This is a genomic window from Thermoanaerobacterium calidifontis, assembly GCF_055381745.1.
In genome coordinates this window covers 84159-101354 of the sequence record NZ_AP042436.1, presented here as the reverse complement: position 1 = coordinate 101354, position 17196 = coordinate 84159, and the positions used below count along the sequence as shown (strand labels likewise).

Sequence of the window (17196 nt, the reverse complement as noted above, 5' to 3'; positions counted from 1 at the left end):
TAGAAAACATGGAGATAATAATAAGCAAAACATTGAGGGCAGGAGTTTTATTAAGTGCTTTAATCATTCTCATCGGTTTAATCCTATTTTTTGCGACAAAAAGCAGCGGCTACCCTGCAAACACATACCCTACATCTGTTATAGCAATAATTAAAGGGCTAATGTCTCTAAAGCCTTACGCCATAATCATGACAGGACTTTTAGTGCTGATTCTAACTCCCGTATTTCGCGTGGGAGTATCTATCATCACATTTCTTCAAGAAAAAGACTATATGTATGTATACATAACATCGGCAGTTTTTATTATTCTGATATTAAGCTTTGTGTTAGGCAAAGTAGAATAAAAAATAGAGAGGTAAAACCTCTATTTTTTTATTCTGCAAAATCGCTTCCCAGTATTTCCTCATAAATCTCAGAAATCTCATCTTTTTTATCGTCTTGGCTTTCTTCTATGACAATGACATCTTCTGGGTCGTACTCTTTCGTTATCTCTATTCCCTCAGCATTTTTCATCTTTACCTTAAGTTTTTTTCTTACAACGTCAACTTCTGCTACCCTCATCTCTTTGTCATCGACTTTTATAAGGCTTCCTACAGAAGGCAGTTCTGATCTAACTTCTTCGTAAGTATCCTGCTCATATTTTAGGCAACACATTAATCTGCCACACAACCCTGAGATTTTAGTAGGGTTAAGGGAAAGATTCTGATCCTTCGCCATCTTAATCGATACAGGCTCGAAATCCCCTAAAAATGTCACACAGCAAAGAGGTCTGCCACAAGGACCAAGACCGCCTACAATCTTTGACTCGTCCCTTACACCTATTTGCCTAAGCTCTATTCTCGTTTTAAAAACTGCAGCAAGGTCTTTTACAAGATCTCTAAAATCTATCCTTCCATCAGCAGTAAAGTAAAAGATTATCTTGTTGTTGTCAAAAGTGTACTCAACATCTATTAACTTCATGTCAAGGTTATGCTCTTTTATCATGTCCAAGCAGACACCGAATGCTTCCGCTTCACAGGCTCTATTCTCCTTGTAATGCTCATAGTCCTCATCTGTCGCAATCCTAAGAACCATCTTAAGAGGAGCTATAATCTCGTCGTCGTCAACTTCTCGTTTGCCTACAACGACTTCGCCAAACTCTACTCCCCTGGCTGTCTCTACTATGACATTGTCACCCACATTTATAGGCAAATCACCTGGATCGAAGTAATATATCTTACCGGCTTTTTTAAACCGAACTCCTACAACTGTATACAAAATAAAACCTCCTAAATGCTTAAGAGAAATTTTTCAATGGCCATTTGGTAATTGACGTTTGACTTAAGATTGAATATGAGATCTTCTATCTCATTTATTATATTATTAAGCTTAGCCCCTGTCAAATCATTCGAAATTGCTTTAATTTTATCTAGCATATCTTTGTTTATAATGCTTTCTTCATCACGGAAGTTTAAAACCATAATATCCCTCACGTAAGAAACCATTATATCAATTACATCATCTATCATTTCTCTGTTTTCATCGAAAAATCTAAAGCTATCAAGCCTTAATGCCTTATCACTGCTTACTAAACTTCGTAATACATCTCCAACTTCAAGCCTTATAGTTGAATACTTCTCATCGGTCAACAAGTCCGCCTTGCCATAATTGCCGCAAGCAACAGACGAAATCTTTTTGGCTTCACTTGCATCGACATTTTTCTCATTTATAAGATAATCCTCTATAACATCATCCGATTCTCTATTAAACCTTATTGTCTCGCATCTTGATACAATTGTAGGCAAAAGGCCGTCCATTTTAGACGCTGTCAATATAAACAGAACATGCAAAGGAGGTTCCTCTAAAGTCTTTAAAATGCTGTTTTGAGATTGCTCTGTCATTTTCTCAGCTTCTTTTATTACAAAAATTTTCTTATATGAATTGTACGGTTTAATATAGGCATTGCTTATGACAGTATTTCTCAATGTGTCTACTTTTATTGAGCCTCCCACAGGCTCTATAAAGAAAATATCAGGGTGATTGCCTGATACAAATTGAACGCATGAATGGCAACTGAAGCATGGCTTAGGATTTCTAACACAATTTACCATCATGGCAAAATACTTTGCCATGTACTCTTTCCCCAACCCACTTTCTCCAACAAAAAGATACGCATTTGCTATTTTCCCTGAATTTATGATCTTATCAAACAATTCTAAAATATTTTTGTGACCGTAAATTTTGTGCATGAAGCTTCACCTACGAATATATATCTATCAACAATCCTCTGATCTCCTCAATAGCGCTTAAAATATCAAGATTCTTCTTGTTTCCCTCTAAAAACTCCCGCGTCATAGTTTCAAGTTTATCATTTACTTTTTCAACAATAGTGTAGATTTTTTTTCGTCCACTTAGATTTATTGACTCTCTTTTGCTTTTTTGAAACATGCCATTTAAAGACTTCTGCAAGAACTCTTTAACTTTTCTCTTGTAAACCATAAGGTTATCCAAGTTCATTTCATCTTTTAATTTTTCAGCAGCATCGTCAATATCATTAAGCATCTTATTTAACATGCTTTCTTCTACTTTGCTTATTTCACTGTCAAAAATGTCTTCAAATTTTAAGGCAGAAGTCCTTTCACCTCTATCATCTTTTTCATAGCCTGTCATTATTTTATTTGAATTTATCTCTTGTATCTTCATGCAAAACACCTATATCCTGAAAAATTTTTCTACATCTATGACAAAAACTGTAGCTCCGCCGATAGAAACTTCAACAGGCTGTGGTATAAATATATCAGTGGCTCCTCCCATAGGAGTCGGAGATGTGATTATTCTGTCCCTCGTTTTACACTTCTTTTCAATCACTTCAATAGCATCATCCAGCTTATCATCTTCTACACCTATCATAAGTGTCGTATTGCCAGATCTTAAAAATCCACCCGTAGAAGCAACTCTTGTAAAGCTGAAGCCTTTTTCCGTAAGACCATCCATAAGCCTTCTTACGTCTTCGTCTTGTACTATGGCAAATATCAGTTTCACTTTTTTCCCCTCCTTAAATAATTTTGCTTACTTCAGCAATTATAGCCTTTTGTATATAGTAAATATCATGCGTAGCATCTACAATAAAGTACCTGCCTGGCCTTGACTTAATAAGATTCATATATCCCTCATAGACTTTTTCATGAAATTCTGCATCTTCTATCTCCAAGCGATCCTTGTCTTTTCTTCTGTCGATTCTCATTAAGGTATCTTTAGGCTTTATATCTAAGTACACAGTTAAATCAGGTACAAGTCCATCTATGGCGATACTGTTAATCTCCTCTACAACCTCTACTCCAAGTCCTCTCGCGTATCCTTGGTATACAATAGAGCTATCAACAAACCTGTCTAAAATAACTATTTTCCCATCATTTAATGACGGTATTATGACTTCTTTTACAAGCTCTGCACGAGATGCCGCATAAAGAAGTGCTTCCGCAGATGGGACTATATTATTTTTTTTGTCAAGAAGTATTTCTCTGATTTTCTCGCCTATTGCTGTACCTCCAGGCTCTCTTAAAACAACAATATCTCGTCCAATCTCCAAAAGGTATTTTTTAAGCAGATTTATCTGCGTAGTCTTCCCACTGCCATCTATTCCTTCAAACGTTATGAGTTTTCCTCTGTACATTATTTACACACCCGTATTTTTAAATTATCAATGCCAATAATCTTTATACCTATATTATATAGTAATTTTATATATTGTACCATATCTTTTTTTATGAGTTCACCAGGACACAAAAGCGGAACGCCCGGTGGATATGGAATTACATAATCAAGTGAAACCATTCCTACAGCTTCATCTATGCTTACATAATCATACTCTCTGTTTACAGCGTCTTTTGGTTTCATAGCCATTTCGGGAATTTCTGGGCGACTGTTGCTATCAAAATAACTTAATTTTTCATATCTTTTGTACTTTAAAAGACCTTTGATAGACTCTATTAGCTTGTCAAAAGATGATTCGTCATCAGCTACGGTCATTATGGCAAGTATATTTCTGTAGTCTGACATTTCCATCTGAATATTGAATTTTTCTCGCAGTATACTTTCCGCCACACTTCCAGACATGCCTATTCCACTTACATTGATGGTAAGCTTTGTAACATCGTAATCGTAGATCCCATACTTGCCAATGACATCATCGCCAATGCATTTTATACCATCTATTTCATTGATAACATCTCTTGCTTGAATCGATAGATCTACACATCTATCAAGCAATGCTTTGCCTTCCCTCTCCATAAAATCTCTGGCTAAATCAATTGATGTCATCAAAATATAAGAAGGAGATGTTGATTGATAAAGGCTTAAGTAAAACCTTAATCTATCAATATCTATCCTATCCGTATTCACGTGCAAGATTGAGCTTTGCGTAAATGCAGGCAAAGTCTTGTGAACACTCTCAATCACAATATCTGCACCAACTGAAGATGCCGATAATGGCAATCTGTCAGAAAACGCAAAATGTGCCCCATGTGCCTCGTCTACTATCAATACCTTGTCGTGTTTATGAACAACATCAACTACTTTGCTTATATCGACACAGAAGCCATAATAATTTGGATATGTAATAACCACTGCCTTTACATTTTTATGTTTTATAAGGAGCTTTTCAAGCTCATCTATGGATATACCCATAGCTATGTCATCTTCATCGTCTATAAGCGGTTCTAAATAAATTGGTATGGCACCAGTAAGTATCAATCCATTATAGACAGATTTATGAGAATTTCTTTGAACAACTACCATATCACCATCATTCAAGACTGACGACATTGCTGCATATATTCCACACGTAGTTCCATTGACGAGAAAGAAAGATGATTTCGCTCCAAATGCTTTTGCAGCAAGTCTTTCTGCTTCTAAAATCGGGCCATGTGGATCATGAAGATTGTCTGTCCCAGGAACTTCTGTCAAATCTATTTTAGCAATATTTTCAATGTATTTCCGGGAAATATTTTTCCCTTCCTTATGTCCAGGCATGTGATATGGTATTGTACCGTCTTCAACATATTTAATCAATGCTTCATAAAGCGGTGCTGTCAATTTTATCACCTTTTCACGTATTATACATATATAATACCATATAACACTAATTATTGCCTATAAAAAATATGAGGACATATTTCAACAGTCCTCATATTCAAAATCTTTTTTGTAGTTGCGCCAGATATCTATCATCTTTTTTCTGTAATATTCGTACTTTGCATCATCTGGAGATATGTGAGCGATTATTTTCTGGCAGTCATTGCATAAAAATTCTCCCAATACATCGATACCGTCTGTCTTTTCATGATTGCATATAAAGCACTTTTTAGTTTTTAACATGCTTTCCATATGCTACACCATCTTTCATAATATTCTAATATAATTATTTCCATAGTAACCAGTATCTATACGCTTTCTTATTAACATTATATTATTTTAAGAATAAAAAAAGGCAGGTCTAAGTGCATTTTGCACCAAGCCCTGCATGTATTTTTTTATGAGTTAAATTGCAATAGCTCCTTATGTCTGAAACACGATATTATATGGTCATTTACAATTCCAGTCGCTTGCATGTGTGAATATATTATTGTGGACCCCACAAATTTAAACCCTCTTTTTTTAAGATCATTACTTATCTTATCAGATAATGATGTTTTAGCAGGTACTTCGTCAATGCTTTCCCAATAATTTATGATAGGCCTTCCGTCTGTGAAACTCCAAATATACGTATCAAAACTACCAAATTCTCTTTGAATTTCTAAAAAGGCCTTAGCGTTTGCTATAGACGATTCTATTTTTCTTTTATTGCGAATAATGCCAACGTCATTTAAAAGCTCCTGCAGCTTTTTCTCATCAAAGAGCGAAACTTTTTGTGGATCAAATCCGCTATATGCCTTTCTGTAATTATCTCTTTTTTTAAGGATCGTAAGCCAATTTAATCCCGCTTGTGCCGATTCCAACACTAAAAATTCAAAGTGGACCATATCATCGTGTACTGGTACTCCCCACTCTGTATCGTGATATTTTATGTATATTTCATCTTTGAGGCACCAAGGACATCGATCCATTTTTTCCTCCTTACAATACCAGCGATGCTGCACCTATAAGACCCACATTTCCACCAAACTTTGCCTTAACAACTTTGCAAATCTGCCTATTTGGCTTTAATGCTCTTTCGTCAACTGTCCTCATCATTTTGTCATACAAGACATCCCATTGGCTTGACAATCCGCCACCTATTATTATAAGTTCAGGGTTATAAAATGCCATTATGTTTACAATACCTATTCCCAAATAAAATGCTTCATTCTCAATAAGCTCTAAAGACAATTTATCACCAGATTTTGCAGCATCAAAAATATCTTCTGCTTTTAACTCACCTAAAGGTTTGTCTTTGAGAATAGTATCTTTTCCAGACTCGATATGTTTTTTTGCAAATTTAACTAATGATGTGCCAGAAGCATAAGACTCTAAACATCCAGGATTGCCGCAATTGCACCATCTAGGCCCGTCAAAGTTTATGGTGTGATGTCCTATCTCAGCAGCATTTGAATTTGCGCCATTGTACAACTTTCCATCAATTATGGCGCCACCACCGATACCTGTGCTTACAGTCATATAAACCATATTATTTATTCCTTGTCCAGCACCAAATAAATGCTCAGCAAGTGCCGCAACATTAGCATCGTTGTTAAGTTTTATCTCTGTATCAAAATCTCTCTTTAATATGTCCACCAATGGAATGTCAATCCATCCAGGTAGATTAGGAGGACATTCCACCACGCCTCTATCTGCATTCAAAGGTCCTGGAGCACCTATCCCAATACCTGCAATCTGGCTGACATCTATATTCAATTTATTCAAAGATTCTATTATGCTTTTCTTTATGTTGTCTATTACATGTTGCGGTCCTTTATCTGCCTCTGTAGGTATTTTTACATTGCACAAAATATTTCCGTCCTCATCCATAATGCCGGTATTTATCTTTGTACCGCCAAGATCTACACCGCATGCAAACTTTTTCACAAACACTCCTCCTAAGCAAACTAAATTATTCTACTTCTATATTCATATAGGTTTTCCAATTTGTCAATATAAAAATTAAAAACTCCTTAAATAGGAGTTTTGCTTAGGGGGCTAATATATAAATTTTTACCGGCAGCGACCTACTCTCCCGAGAAATCAGTACCATCGGCGCTGGAGGGCTTCACTTCCGTGTTCGGTATGGGAACGGGTTTTTAACCTCCGCTATTGCCACCGGAAATCTTTCGTTCATTTGTCTTTTGCATATATGCTGATTCTTTTCTTTGAAAATATTATTTCCGTTCGCAAATTGTGTTTTCTATATACTTTCGGCTCTCTTCGTTTGTTCGGCTAAAGCCGTCTATGCGTTGTGACGTCTTTTTACGCCTCACTTCACTCCGTTCGCCGAGTATATTATGAAAACGCAATTAATCGCTCTCTTCAATAATATTTTCTTCACATATATGCTTTCTTAAATGAACTTTGAATACTGCACAATGCTAAAGGTCAAGTCCTCGACTTATTAGTACCGGTCAGCTGAAAGTATTTCTACTCTTACACCTCCGGCCTATCTACCTCGTCTTCTTCAAGGTGTCTTACTCCTTTCGGATGGGAAATCTTATCTTGAGGTGGGTTTCACGCTTAGATGCTTTCAGCGTTTATCCCTTCCAAACTTGGCTACCCAGCTGTGCAAAAGGCTTTGCAACTGGTACACCATCGGTTTGTCCACCCCGGTCCTCTCGTACTAAGGGCAGATCCTCTCAAATTTCCTGCGCCCGCGACGGATAGGGACCGAACTGTCTCACGACGTTCTGAACCCAGCTCGCGTACCGCTTTAATGGGCGAACAGCCCAACCCTTGGGACCTACTTCAGCCCCAGGATGCGATGAGCCGACATCGAGGTGCCAAACCTCCCCGTCGATGTGGACTCTTGGGGGAGATCAGCCTGTTATCCCCAGGGTAGCTTTTATCCGTTGAGCGACGGCAATCCCATTCTCTACCGCCGGATCACTAAGCCCGACTTTCGTCCCTGCTCGAATTGTCTTTCTCGCAGTTAGGCTACCTTCTGCCTTTGCACTCTTTCGCGCGATTTCCTTCCGCGCTGAGGTAACCTTTGGACGCCTCCGTTACTTTTTAGGAGGCGACCGCCCCAGTCAAACTGCCCGCCTGTCAGTGTCCATATGCCGGTTTACGGCTCCTATGTTAGAATTTCGGTAATATCAGGGTGGTATCCCAACGTTGGCTCCATATAGGCTGGCGCCCATATTTCTTAGCCTCCCACCTATCCTGTACAGATATTACTAAAATTCAGTGACAAGCTGCAGTAAAGCTCCATGGGGTCTTTCTGTCCTGTCGCGGGTAACTCGCATCTTCACGAGTACTACAATTTCACCGGGTCCCCCTTCAAGACAGCGCCCAAGTCGTTACGCCTTTCGTGCAGGTCGGAACTTACCCGACAAGGAATTTCGCTACCTTAGGACCGTTATAGTTACGGCCGCCGTTTACTGGGGCTTAAGTTCAGAGCTTCTCCGGCACTCAACTCTATCTACTAAGAGTTTATGCTTTTGGCTATTCTTTCTTTTAACCATCTTCTTGCATTATGAGATTTTTTTAATTGCTTTTCTCTCTTTTGGGCATCTTCTTTTGCTTTATATGCTTCATAGTATATTAGTTCCCATTTATGCCCTTTTGTGTATTTGTTTAGTCCTTTATTATGAGCTTCTACTCTTCCCTTTATATTCTCTGAATAGCCTGTATATATGCCTCCTTTTTCATTCTTTATTATATAGACATAATACATTTTTTTCACTCCTAATAGGTATAGTTGAGTGCCGGATGACCCTTCCCCTTAACCTTCCAGCACCGGGCAGGCGTCAGCTCCTATACTTCGTCTTTCGACTTAGCAGAAACCTGTGTTTTTGGTAAACAGTCGCTTGGGCCTCTTCTCTGCGGCCTTTCGGCACTCCTTCTCCCGAAGTTACGGAGTCTTTTTGCCGAGTTCCTTAATGAGGGTTCTCCCGCTCGTCTTTGGATTCTCTCCTCGCCTACCTGTGTCGGTTTGTGGTACGGGCACCTCATCCTCGATAGCAACTTTTCTTGGCAGCCCCTTCGAAACTTCGCCTTTCGGCTCCCCATCACAGCTCTTATGAGCTTTGGTACTTCACTCAAAGCTCTTTTCGTCGCTGCTTGGACGTGCTCTACCAACCGCACGCTTTTCTTATCTCGCTGCGTCCTTGCTTCTCTTTTAGCGGATTTCGGTGGTACCGGATTTATTACCGGTTCTCCATCGCCTACGCTTTCGCCTCGGCTTAGGTCCCGACTTACCCTGGGCGGATTATCCTTCCCCAGGAATCCTTAGGCTTTCGACGGTAAGGTTTCTCGCCTTACTCTCGTTACTTATACCGGCATTCTCTCTACTGTACTGTCCAGATTCGCTTTCGCTTATCCTTCGTCCTGTACAGTACGCTCCCCTACCATTCTTTTCAGAATCCGTAGCTTCGGTGGCATGTTTTAGCCCCGTTTATTTTCGGCGCGGGATTTCTCGACCAGTGAGCTATTACGCACTCTTTGAATGTATGGCTGCTTCTAAGCCAACATCCTGGTTGTCTTGGAAATCCTACTTCCTTTACCACTTAACATGCTCTTTGGGACCTTAGCTGTCGGTCTGGGCTCTTTCCCTTTTGACCACGGATCTTATCACTCGTAGTCTGACTCCCAGGGTCTCAATATGGCATTCGGAGTTTGATAGGGTTCGGTAACCTCTTTGGCCCCTAGTCCATTCAGTGCTCTACCTCCATATTTCCTTCCCCCTGAGGCTAGCCCTAAAGCTATTTCGGGGAGAACCAGCTATCTCCGAGCTCGATTGGAATTTCTCCGCTACCCACAATTCATCCCATGACTTTTCAACGTCAACGTGGTTCGGGCCTCCACCAGATCTTACTCCGGCTTCACCCTGATCATGGGTAGGTCGCACGGTTTCGGGTCTATGATATGCAACTCTCGCCCTTTTAAGACTCGCTTTCGCTTCGGCTCCGCTTTCGCTTAACCTCGCTGCATATCTATAACTCGCCGGTCCGTTCTACAAAAAGTACGTGGTCGCTTTCGCTTCCACTGCTTGTGGACATATGGTTTCAGGTTCTCTTTCACTCCCCTCCCGGGGTTCTTTTCACCTTTCCCTCACGGTACTATGCGCTATCGGTCACTTAGGAGTATTTAGCCTTGGGAGATGGTCCTCCCGTCTTCCCACCGGGTTGCCTATCCTGTGGTACTCTGGATCCCACTCGGTATTTAAAGCCTACGCCTACAGGGCTTTCACCTTCTTTGGCCTGCCTTCCCAGGTCTGTTCGGCTTCGCTTTTCATACCTTCTTGTGGTCCTAAACCCCCGGCACTCAATTAGAACTGCTATTTTTCTATTTTTGGTTTTTTAACAATTCTAATTGAGTGCCGGGTTTGGGCTCCTTCCTTTTCGCTCGCCACTACTCAGGAAATCGACTTTTTCTTTCTTTTCCTCGCGCTACTTAGATGTTTCAGTTCACGCGGTTTCCCCTCCTCATGGCTATGTGTTCACCATGGGATGCTTAAGTATTACCTTAAGCGGGTTTCCCCATTCGGAGATCTCCGGATCTGCGTCTGCTTGCGACTCCCCGGAGCGTTTCGCCGCTTGCTGCGTCCTTCTTCGGCTCTAAGTGCCTGGGCATCCACCATACGCCCTTTCTAACTTGACCTACTTACATTGCTTTTTGAAAATATTATTAACGCTCACAAATTCCGCTTACTATATATCATCGATTCTCTTCGCTTGTTTGGCTAACGCCGTCTATGCGTTGTTAGGCTTAGCTTTCGCTCATACGCCAAACTGCGCTTCGTTCATCGTGATATATTGCGTAAGCTTCATTAATCGTTCGCTTTTAATAATATTTTTCATAACAATGTCTATTGGTTAATTGTAACTCGTTTCTTCGTTACCCATATTTGCATTGTGCAGTTTTCAAGGTTCACTTTCCTGAGGGTCTAAACCCTCAAAACTGAACAGTGAGATATCATATTTATTTTATCGCTCACACAGGCTCCGTGTTCTATGTGTCTTCGATTCTTTCAGCTCGTTTCGCTAACGGCACTTAACGACGTCCTGTCGTAGTGCCTCTCGCGTGGTCCTTCACGCTCGCACGCTTCACTCGCTTCATTCATCGGACACATTGACGAACACTTCGCTATGTGTTCGCTCGTAAAATAAATACTCTTTTTTTCCTTAATGTAAGGATTGCTCCTTAGAAAGGAGGTGATCCAGCCGCACCTTCCGATACGGCTACCTTGTTACGACTTCACCCCAATCATTTACCCCACCTTCGGCAGCTCCTCCCCGGCACTCAAGTAGATACGGATTATTTCTTTTCTTCCCTATAATTCCATATCTACTTGAGTGCCGGGTTAGGTCACTGACTTCGGGTGTTGTAAACTCTCGTGGTGTGACGGGCGGTGTGTACAAGGCCCGGGAACGTATTCACCGCGGCATGCTGATCCGCGATTACTAGCAACTCCGTCTTCATGCAGGCGGGTTGCAGCCTGCAATCTGAACTGGGACCTGTTTTCTGGGATTCGCTCCGGATCGCTCCTTCGCTGCCCTCTGTTCAGGCCATTGTAGCACGTGTGTAGCCCAGGGCATAAAGGGCATGATGATTTGACGTCATCCCCGCCTTCCTCCGTGTTTTCCACGGCAGTCTCGGTAGAGTCCCCGTCTTTACGCTGGTAACTACCAACAGGGGTTGCGCTCGTTGCGGGACTTAACCCAACATCTCACGACACGAGCTGACGACAACCATGCACCACCTGTCTCACAGCTCCTCTTTCGAGGCACTCCGGTATTTCTACCAGATTCTGTGGATGTCAAGCCCTGGTAAGGTTCTTCGCGTTGCTTCGAATTAAACCACATGCTCCGCTGCTTGTGCGGGCCCCCGTCAATTCCTTTGAGTTTCAACCTTGCGGCCGTACTCCCCAGGCGGGATACTTATTGCGTTAACTCCGGCACGGATGATTCCTCACCCACACCTAGTATCCATCGTTTACGGCGTGGACTACCAGGGTATCTAATCCTGTTTGCTCCCCACGCTTTCGCACCTCAGCGTCAGTTCAAGTCCAGAGAGCCGCTTTCGCCACTGGTATTCTTCCTGATCTCTACGCATTTCACCGCTACACCAGGAATTCCGCTCTCCTCTCCTTGACTCAAGCTATTTAGTTTCAGATGCATACCCTCGGTTGAGCCCAGGTTTTTCACATCTGACTTTTACAGCCGCCTACGTGCTCTTTACGCCCAGTAATTCCGGACAACGCTCGCCCCCTACGTATTACCGCGGCTGCTGGCACGTAGTTAGCCGGGGCTTTCGTATGGTACCGTCATTATCTTCCCATACTATTGAGCTTTACGACCCGAAGGCCTTCTTCGCTCACGCGGCGTCGCTGTGTCAGGGTTTCCCCCATTGCACAATATTCCCCACTGCTGCCTCCCGTAGGAGTCTGGACCGTGTCTCAGTTCCAGTGTGGCCGTTCACCCTCTCAGGCCGGCTACCCATCGTCGCCTTGGTGGGCTTTTACCCCGCCAACTAGCTAATGGGACGCGGACTCATCCTATAGCGGATTTCTCCTTTCTTCAAATGATGATGCCATCATTTGACATTATCCGGTATTAGCACCCCTTTCGAGGTGTTATCCCAGTCTACAGGGTAGATTGTCCACGCGTTACTCACCCGTCCGCCGCTATCCGGCACTCAACTCCGCGTTTACTCATTTTTCTCTCTTTTTGCTTTATCTTTCTTTTCTGTCTTTTTTTCTGTAAGCGCTTAGTTGAGTGCCGGATCGCTCGACTTGCATGTGTTAGGCACGCCGCCAGCGTTCGTCCTGAGCCAGGATCAAACTCTCATGTTTATATCCTTTGCTCTTATATCTCACTGTTCGGTTTTCAAGGTTCGTCTCCCTCGCCGCTTATCGCGACATCGTCTATCTTACCACATTATCTTCTCTCTGTCAACTGCTTTCTGTCTGGTATTTTGTGGTGTCTTTATTCGCTCCTCAAAGAAGCGACGTATGTTAATATACCACGTTTTAAATTCTTATTCAAGCTTCATTAACTTTAATATAACACAATTACATATAAATAACTCGAGAATGCTTCAAAATGCTTCTATATACTATTGATTACACCTATCCAGTTCATCTCTAATAGATTTGAAGTCTTCCCAAGCAGGATACTTCTTCTCCGGATCTCTTAGAAGTGCCGCTGGATGATATGTGGCTATTATCTTCACGCCTTTCTTTTCAAACCACTGTCCTCTCATGACTGTTATCTTAAAATCTTTATCAATTATGGCTTTTGCAGCCGTAGCACCTAAGCATACTATGATTTTGGGAGCTATTATTGCAACTTGATTTCTAAGATATGGTAAACATGCATCTACTTCACTCTGAAGCGGCACTCTATTGTTAGGTGGCCTGCATTTTACAATATTGGCAATATATACATCTTCTCTTTTTAAATTTATTGCTTCCAGCATCTTATTTAGCAATTGCCCCGCTTTTCCTACAAAAGGACGTCCTTGCAAATCCTCGTCTCGTCCAGGTCCTTCACCTACAAACATGATTTTCGACTTTAAATTTCCTTCGCCAAACACAACATTATTTCTGACATTGTGCAGCGGACATTTGGTGCAATTCATACATTGCTCTATAAGTTCTTTCAGCGGTAATAGTGACATCAAAACCACCCTTTTCAGTAATTCCTTTTTTTGTATTTGTCTCTTTCTGTTTCATAAAGATTATTGCCATACATATCGATTGTGACGATTGCAGGGAAATCCACCACGGTAAAAAGATGTATGGCCTCCGGTCCCAAGTCTTCATAAGCCAAAACCTTTGAATCTACTACTCTTTCAGATAATAAAGCACCAGCGCCTCCTATAGCTGTAAAGTAAACGGCATGATACTTCATCATTGCCTCAACCACATCTTTGTTTCTATAGCCTTTTCCAATCATGCCTTTTAAACCAACCTCTAAAAGCTTTGGCGTATAATCATCCATCCTTCCACTTGTTGTAGGTCCACAGCTTCCTACAACTTGACCAGGTTTTGCAGGGCAAGGTCCTACGTAGTAAATCACTTGATCTTTTACATCAACAGGCAATTCTTTTCCATTATTTAAAGATTCTATCATTCTTTTATGTGCCGCATCTCTTGCAGTAAGAACTTTGCCTGTAATCAATACAGTATCGCCAGCACGGAGATCTTTTACAATTTTTTCTGTTAAAGGCGTATTTATCTTTTTATACATTTTCTCCTCCACATTTTATATGTTTATAATATAGCTGTAGCATGTCTCGTAACATGGCAGGATATATTTACAGCCACAGGTAGCATTGCTATATGGGTAGGATATTTTTCGATGTTTACTGCCAAAGCTGTTATCCTTCCTCCTAATCCTTGCGGTCCTATGCCAAGTCCGTTTATTTTTAATAAAAGTTCTTCTTCTAATGCCCTCACATCGCTGTCACTGCTTCTTTGATCGATAGGCCTTAAAAGGGCTTTTTTAGCTAACAATGGTGCATACTCAAAATTGCCACCTATTCCAACGCCTACTACAAGCGGTGGGCACGCATTGGGACCTGACGCTTCAACTGTATCAATTATAAACTTCTTTACTCCTTCAATGCCATCGGAAGGTTTCATCATCTTTAGTGCACTCATATTTTCACTTCCGGCTCCTTTTGGCGCAACTGTGATTTTCAGCTTGTCGCCATCTACAATATCATAATGCACAATCGGCGGTGTATTGTCATTTGTGTTGATACGTACAAACGGATCCATCACAATTGATTTCCTTAAATACCCATTAAGATACCCCTCTTTAACACCGTTTTGTATAGCATCTTTTAACGTACCATCCACAATATGGACATCTTGTCCTACCTCAACGAAAATTACAGCTATGCCTGTGTCTTGACATATTGGCATTTCTTTCACCTTGGCTATCTCGGCATTTTCAATTATACTATTCAGTATTTCTATTCCCGTTTCGCTAACTTCCTCGCGAATTTTCTCCTTCAGCGTATTTAACACATCGTCCGGCAAGTTGTAATTAGCTTTAATGCACAAAAGCTCTACAGCCCTTTTTACATCATCTGCTTTTATTTCTCTCATAAGCACACCTCATTACTAAATAAAAAAGCTATACAATGTCATTAAAATAATAATACTACAACGTTAGATTTTGCGAAAGGGTTTTACATATATATCATTTTTACTGTCATACCGCCATGCCCACTTCCAGTCACTATTACAACTTTTCCATTAAAGTCTTTTTACAAACACTCCTTTCATTATATTATTCGTTTGCAAAAGCTTTTGGCAAAGTCCAAAAATCTATTCAAACAGCCTTTCTATAAAAATATATTTCTCCGTTTTCTATTGAATAATCGATAAGTTTTTTATCTCTTAAATAGCTCAAAAATGCGGAAACCGATGAAAAATAAATATAATACTGGGTAAAATTTAATGGCAGATCATTTAATATTACTAAGTTTTGCAGCAATCCTTCCCTTGTATGAGGTTGTTCCAATAATTCCAGTATAATTTCAATATTATCTTCTATATTTGAAATATTTTTTTCTATCAGTGCATCAAGCTCATCCTTGTTAAGCACTCTATCTATGTGACTTATTACAAAATAGTCTGCATCAACCTCTTTTAACTTTTTTAAGGTTTCTACGCTTTTTTCTATATTAAACAAATATGGAAGTGAATATTTTTTTATTGTATCCTCACTAAATACGCTATCTCCCAAAAAACATACTCTATCGGGTGTAATAACACCGATTTGATCTATTGAATGCCCCACCAAAGATATTATATCAAATTTTTCATCGCCAATTTTTGAGATACCATAATCAAGGACAAAATCAACAGAAAATGTTTTATTAGTCGTATCAAGATCTCTTATTGGGCATGAAGAAAATAGTACCATATCTCTTAACTCTGGATTTTCTATATATAATCGCTCCTTATTTGATGTATAGATTTCGCATCCAGGGTACTGAGTCTTAAAGTACATATTACCGCCGCAGTGGTCCATGTGATTGTGAGTATTTATAATATATTTGGGATGTAAACCACCTTCTGCTAATACATTGTCGATCTTTCTTGCTTGCCCATTGTTTATACCGGTATCTACTAATAGACAATTTTTGTTTTTATAGGAATAAACACCTATATTTGTAGGATTATTGATGTAGTACGTATTTCTATTTATCTTATTTAAATTCATGCGATTACCCCCAAAAATCACATCATTACATGATAATTTTACACCTTTTATCAAGCCAGTTCAAAGGAAAAGCCCCATGATACCCATCATGAGGCTTTTAGACTACTTTTATATCTCTTTTTCTAAATTCTTCTTTTATCTCTTCTATTTTTGATGTGTCAGGAGGATTTATTCCCTTCAAACTATATGGTATCCCAAGTGCCTCATATTTATACACACCCATTTTGTGGTACGGAAGTATCTCAACTCTATCTACATTTTTCAACGATGAAACGAAATCAGCCAATTTCTTTATCTCTCCCATATCATCCGTTATTCCAGGCACTATCACATGCCTTATCCACATTTTCTTACCTTCATCGGAAAGGTATTTTGCAAACTCCAAAGTCTTTCTATTCGAAGCTCCTGTAAGCTTTTTATGGCCTTCATCATCAATGTGTTTTATATCAAGCAAAAAAAGATCGGTGTATTTTACAAGTCCTTTCACTTTATCTATATTCACATATCCTGAGGTGTCTAATGCCGTGTGTATGACAGATGCTTTAAGCTTTTTAAATAGATCTTCGCAAAATTCAGGTTGCAATGTAGGTTCTCCACCTGTCAGCGTCACACCACCACCTGATGCCTTCATGTAAGGTATATATCTTATTGCATCATTAAATATTTCATCTGTCGATACTTCTTTACCACCGCTATAATCCCATGTGTCAGGGTTATGGCAATAAGCGCACCTTAAAGGACAGCCTTGCATAAAGACTACATACCTTATGCCAGGCCCATCTACAGTACCACATGTTTCTATTGAATGTATTTTCCCCATAACCATGACACATCACCTTTACATAAAATT

At 40.3% G+C, this 17196-nt stretch carries 15 protein-coding genes and 3 rRNA genes; 1 reads left to right on the top strand and 17 read right to left on the bottom strand.

The features are described 5' to 3' along the window. Positions 1-8 precede the first annotated feature (8 nt). Complete coding sequence (locus tag ACZ42G_RS00530) at positions 9-344, top strand: DUF1634 domain-containing protein (RefSeq protein WP_085112548.1); 336 nt, start codon at positions 9-11, stop codon at positions 342-344. Between the two features lie 28 nt (positions 345-372). On the opposite strand, the gene ACZ42G_RS00525 is transcribed toward ACZ42G_RS00530, so the two are convergent. The 17 genes from ACZ42G_RS00525 to pflA form a co-directional block, all read right to left on the bottom strand. Beyond that, positions 373-1257, bottom strand: coding sequence for a PSP1 domain-containing protein (locus ACZ42G_RS00525; RefSeq protein WP_085112534.1), 885 nt, complete (start codon positions 1255-1257; stop codon positions 373-375). A gap of 11 nt (positions 1258-1268) precedes the next feature. Beyond that, positions 1269-2228: a DNA polymerase III subunit delta' gene (gene holB / locus ACZ42G_RS00520; protein ID WP_464850948.1), complete on the bottom strand. Its 960-nt coding sequence runs from the start codon at positions 2226-2228 to the stop codon at positions 1269-1271. Positions 2229-2238: 10 nt separating this feature from the next. After that, positions 2239-2682, bottom strand: coding sequence for a YaaR family protein (locus ACZ42G_RS00515; RefSeq protein ID WP_085112536.1), 444 nt, complete (start codon positions 2680-2682; stop codon positions 2239-2241). Positions 2683-2691: 9 nt separating this feature from the next. Further along, entirely contained in the window at positions 2692-3021 is a 330-nt protein-coding gene (locus tag ACZ42G_RS00510) for a cyclic-di-AMP receptor (RefSeq protein ID WP_013786900.1), read from the bottom strand. 13 nt (positions 3022-3034) lie between these two features. Further along, positions 3035-3652: a dTMP kinase gene (gene tmk / locus ACZ42G_RS00505; protein ID WP_464850946.1), complete on the bottom strand. Its 618-nt coding sequence runs from the start codon at positions 3650-3652 to the stop codon at positions 3035-3037. Next, complete coding sequence (locus ACZ42G_RS00500) at positions 3652-5073, bottom strand: aminotransferase class I/II-fold pyridoxal phosphate-dependent enzyme (protein WP_464852067.1); 1422 nt, start codon at positions 5071-5073, stop codon at positions 3652-3654. The genes tmk and ACZ42G_RS00500 overlap by 1 nt, the downstream gene beginning before the upstream one ends. 81 nt (positions 5074-5154) lie before the next feature. Beyond that, positions 5155-5364, bottom strand: a complete 210-nt coding sequence (locus tag ACZ42G_RS00495) for a sigma factor G inhibitor Gin (RefSeq protein ID WP_013786897.1) — start codon at positions 5362-5364, stop codon at positions 5155-5157. A gap of 146 nt (positions 5365-5510) precedes the next feature. Then, positions 5511-6083: a DNA-3-methyladenine glycosylase I gene (locus ACZ42G_RS00490; RefSeq protein WP_274893715.1), complete on the bottom strand. Its 573-nt coding sequence runs from the start codon at positions 6081-6083 to the stop codon at positions 5511-5513. A 10-nt stretch (positions 6084-6093) separates the two neighbouring features. Continuing rightward, positions 6094-7041: an ROK family protein gene (locus tag ACZ42G_RS00485; protein WP_274893714.1), complete on the bottom strand. Its 948-nt coding sequence runs from the start codon at positions 7039-7041 to the stop codon at positions 6094-6096. A 127-nt stretch (positions 7042-7168) separates the two neighbouring features. Beyond that, positions 7169-7277 (bottom strand): 5S ribosomal RNA (rrf, locus tag ACZ42G_RS00480). Positions 7278-7541: 264 nt separating this feature from the next. After that, positions 7542-10764, bottom strand: a 23S ribosomal RNA gene (locus ACZ42G_RS00475). A 547-nt stretch (positions 10765-11311) separates the two neighbouring features. Further along, a 16S ribosomal RNA gene (locus ACZ42G_RS00470) occupies positions 11312-12958 on the bottom strand. The 16S, 23S and 5S rRNA genes sit together here, the layout of an rRNA operon. Before the next feature lie 263 nt (positions 12959-13221). Further along, positions 13222-13785, bottom strand: coding sequence for a uracil-DNA glycosylase (locus ACZ42G_RS00465; RefSeq protein ID WP_085113734.1), 564 nt, complete (start codon positions 13783-13785; stop codon positions 13222-13224). A 14-nt stretch (positions 13786-13799) separates the two neighbouring features. Continuing rightward, positions 13800-14357, bottom strand: a complete 558-nt coding sequence (locus tag ACZ42G_RS00460; protein ID WP_464850944.1) for a Fe-S-containing hydro-lyase — start codon at positions 14355-14357, stop codon at positions 13800-13802. A gap of 23 nt (positions 14358-14380) precedes the next feature. Further along, positions 14381-15223, bottom strand: coding sequence for a fumarate hydratase (locus tag ACZ42G_RS00455; protein WP_464850943.1), 843 nt, complete (start codon positions 15221-15223; stop codon positions 14381-14383). A 226-nt stretch (positions 15224-15449) separates the two neighbouring features. Next, positions 15450-16346, bottom strand: a complete 897-nt coding sequence (locus tag ACZ42G_RS00450; RefSeq protein ID WP_464850941.1) for an MBL fold metallo-hydrolase — start codon at positions 16344-16346, stop codon at positions 15450-15452. Between the two features lie 97 nt (positions 16347-16443). Further along, positions 16444-17172, bottom strand: coding sequence for a pyruvate formate-lyase-activating protein (pflA, locus tag ACZ42G_RS00445; RefSeq protein WP_464850939.1), 729 nt, complete (start codon positions 17170-17172; stop codon positions 16444-16446). Positions 17173-17196 lie beyond the last annotated feature (24 nt).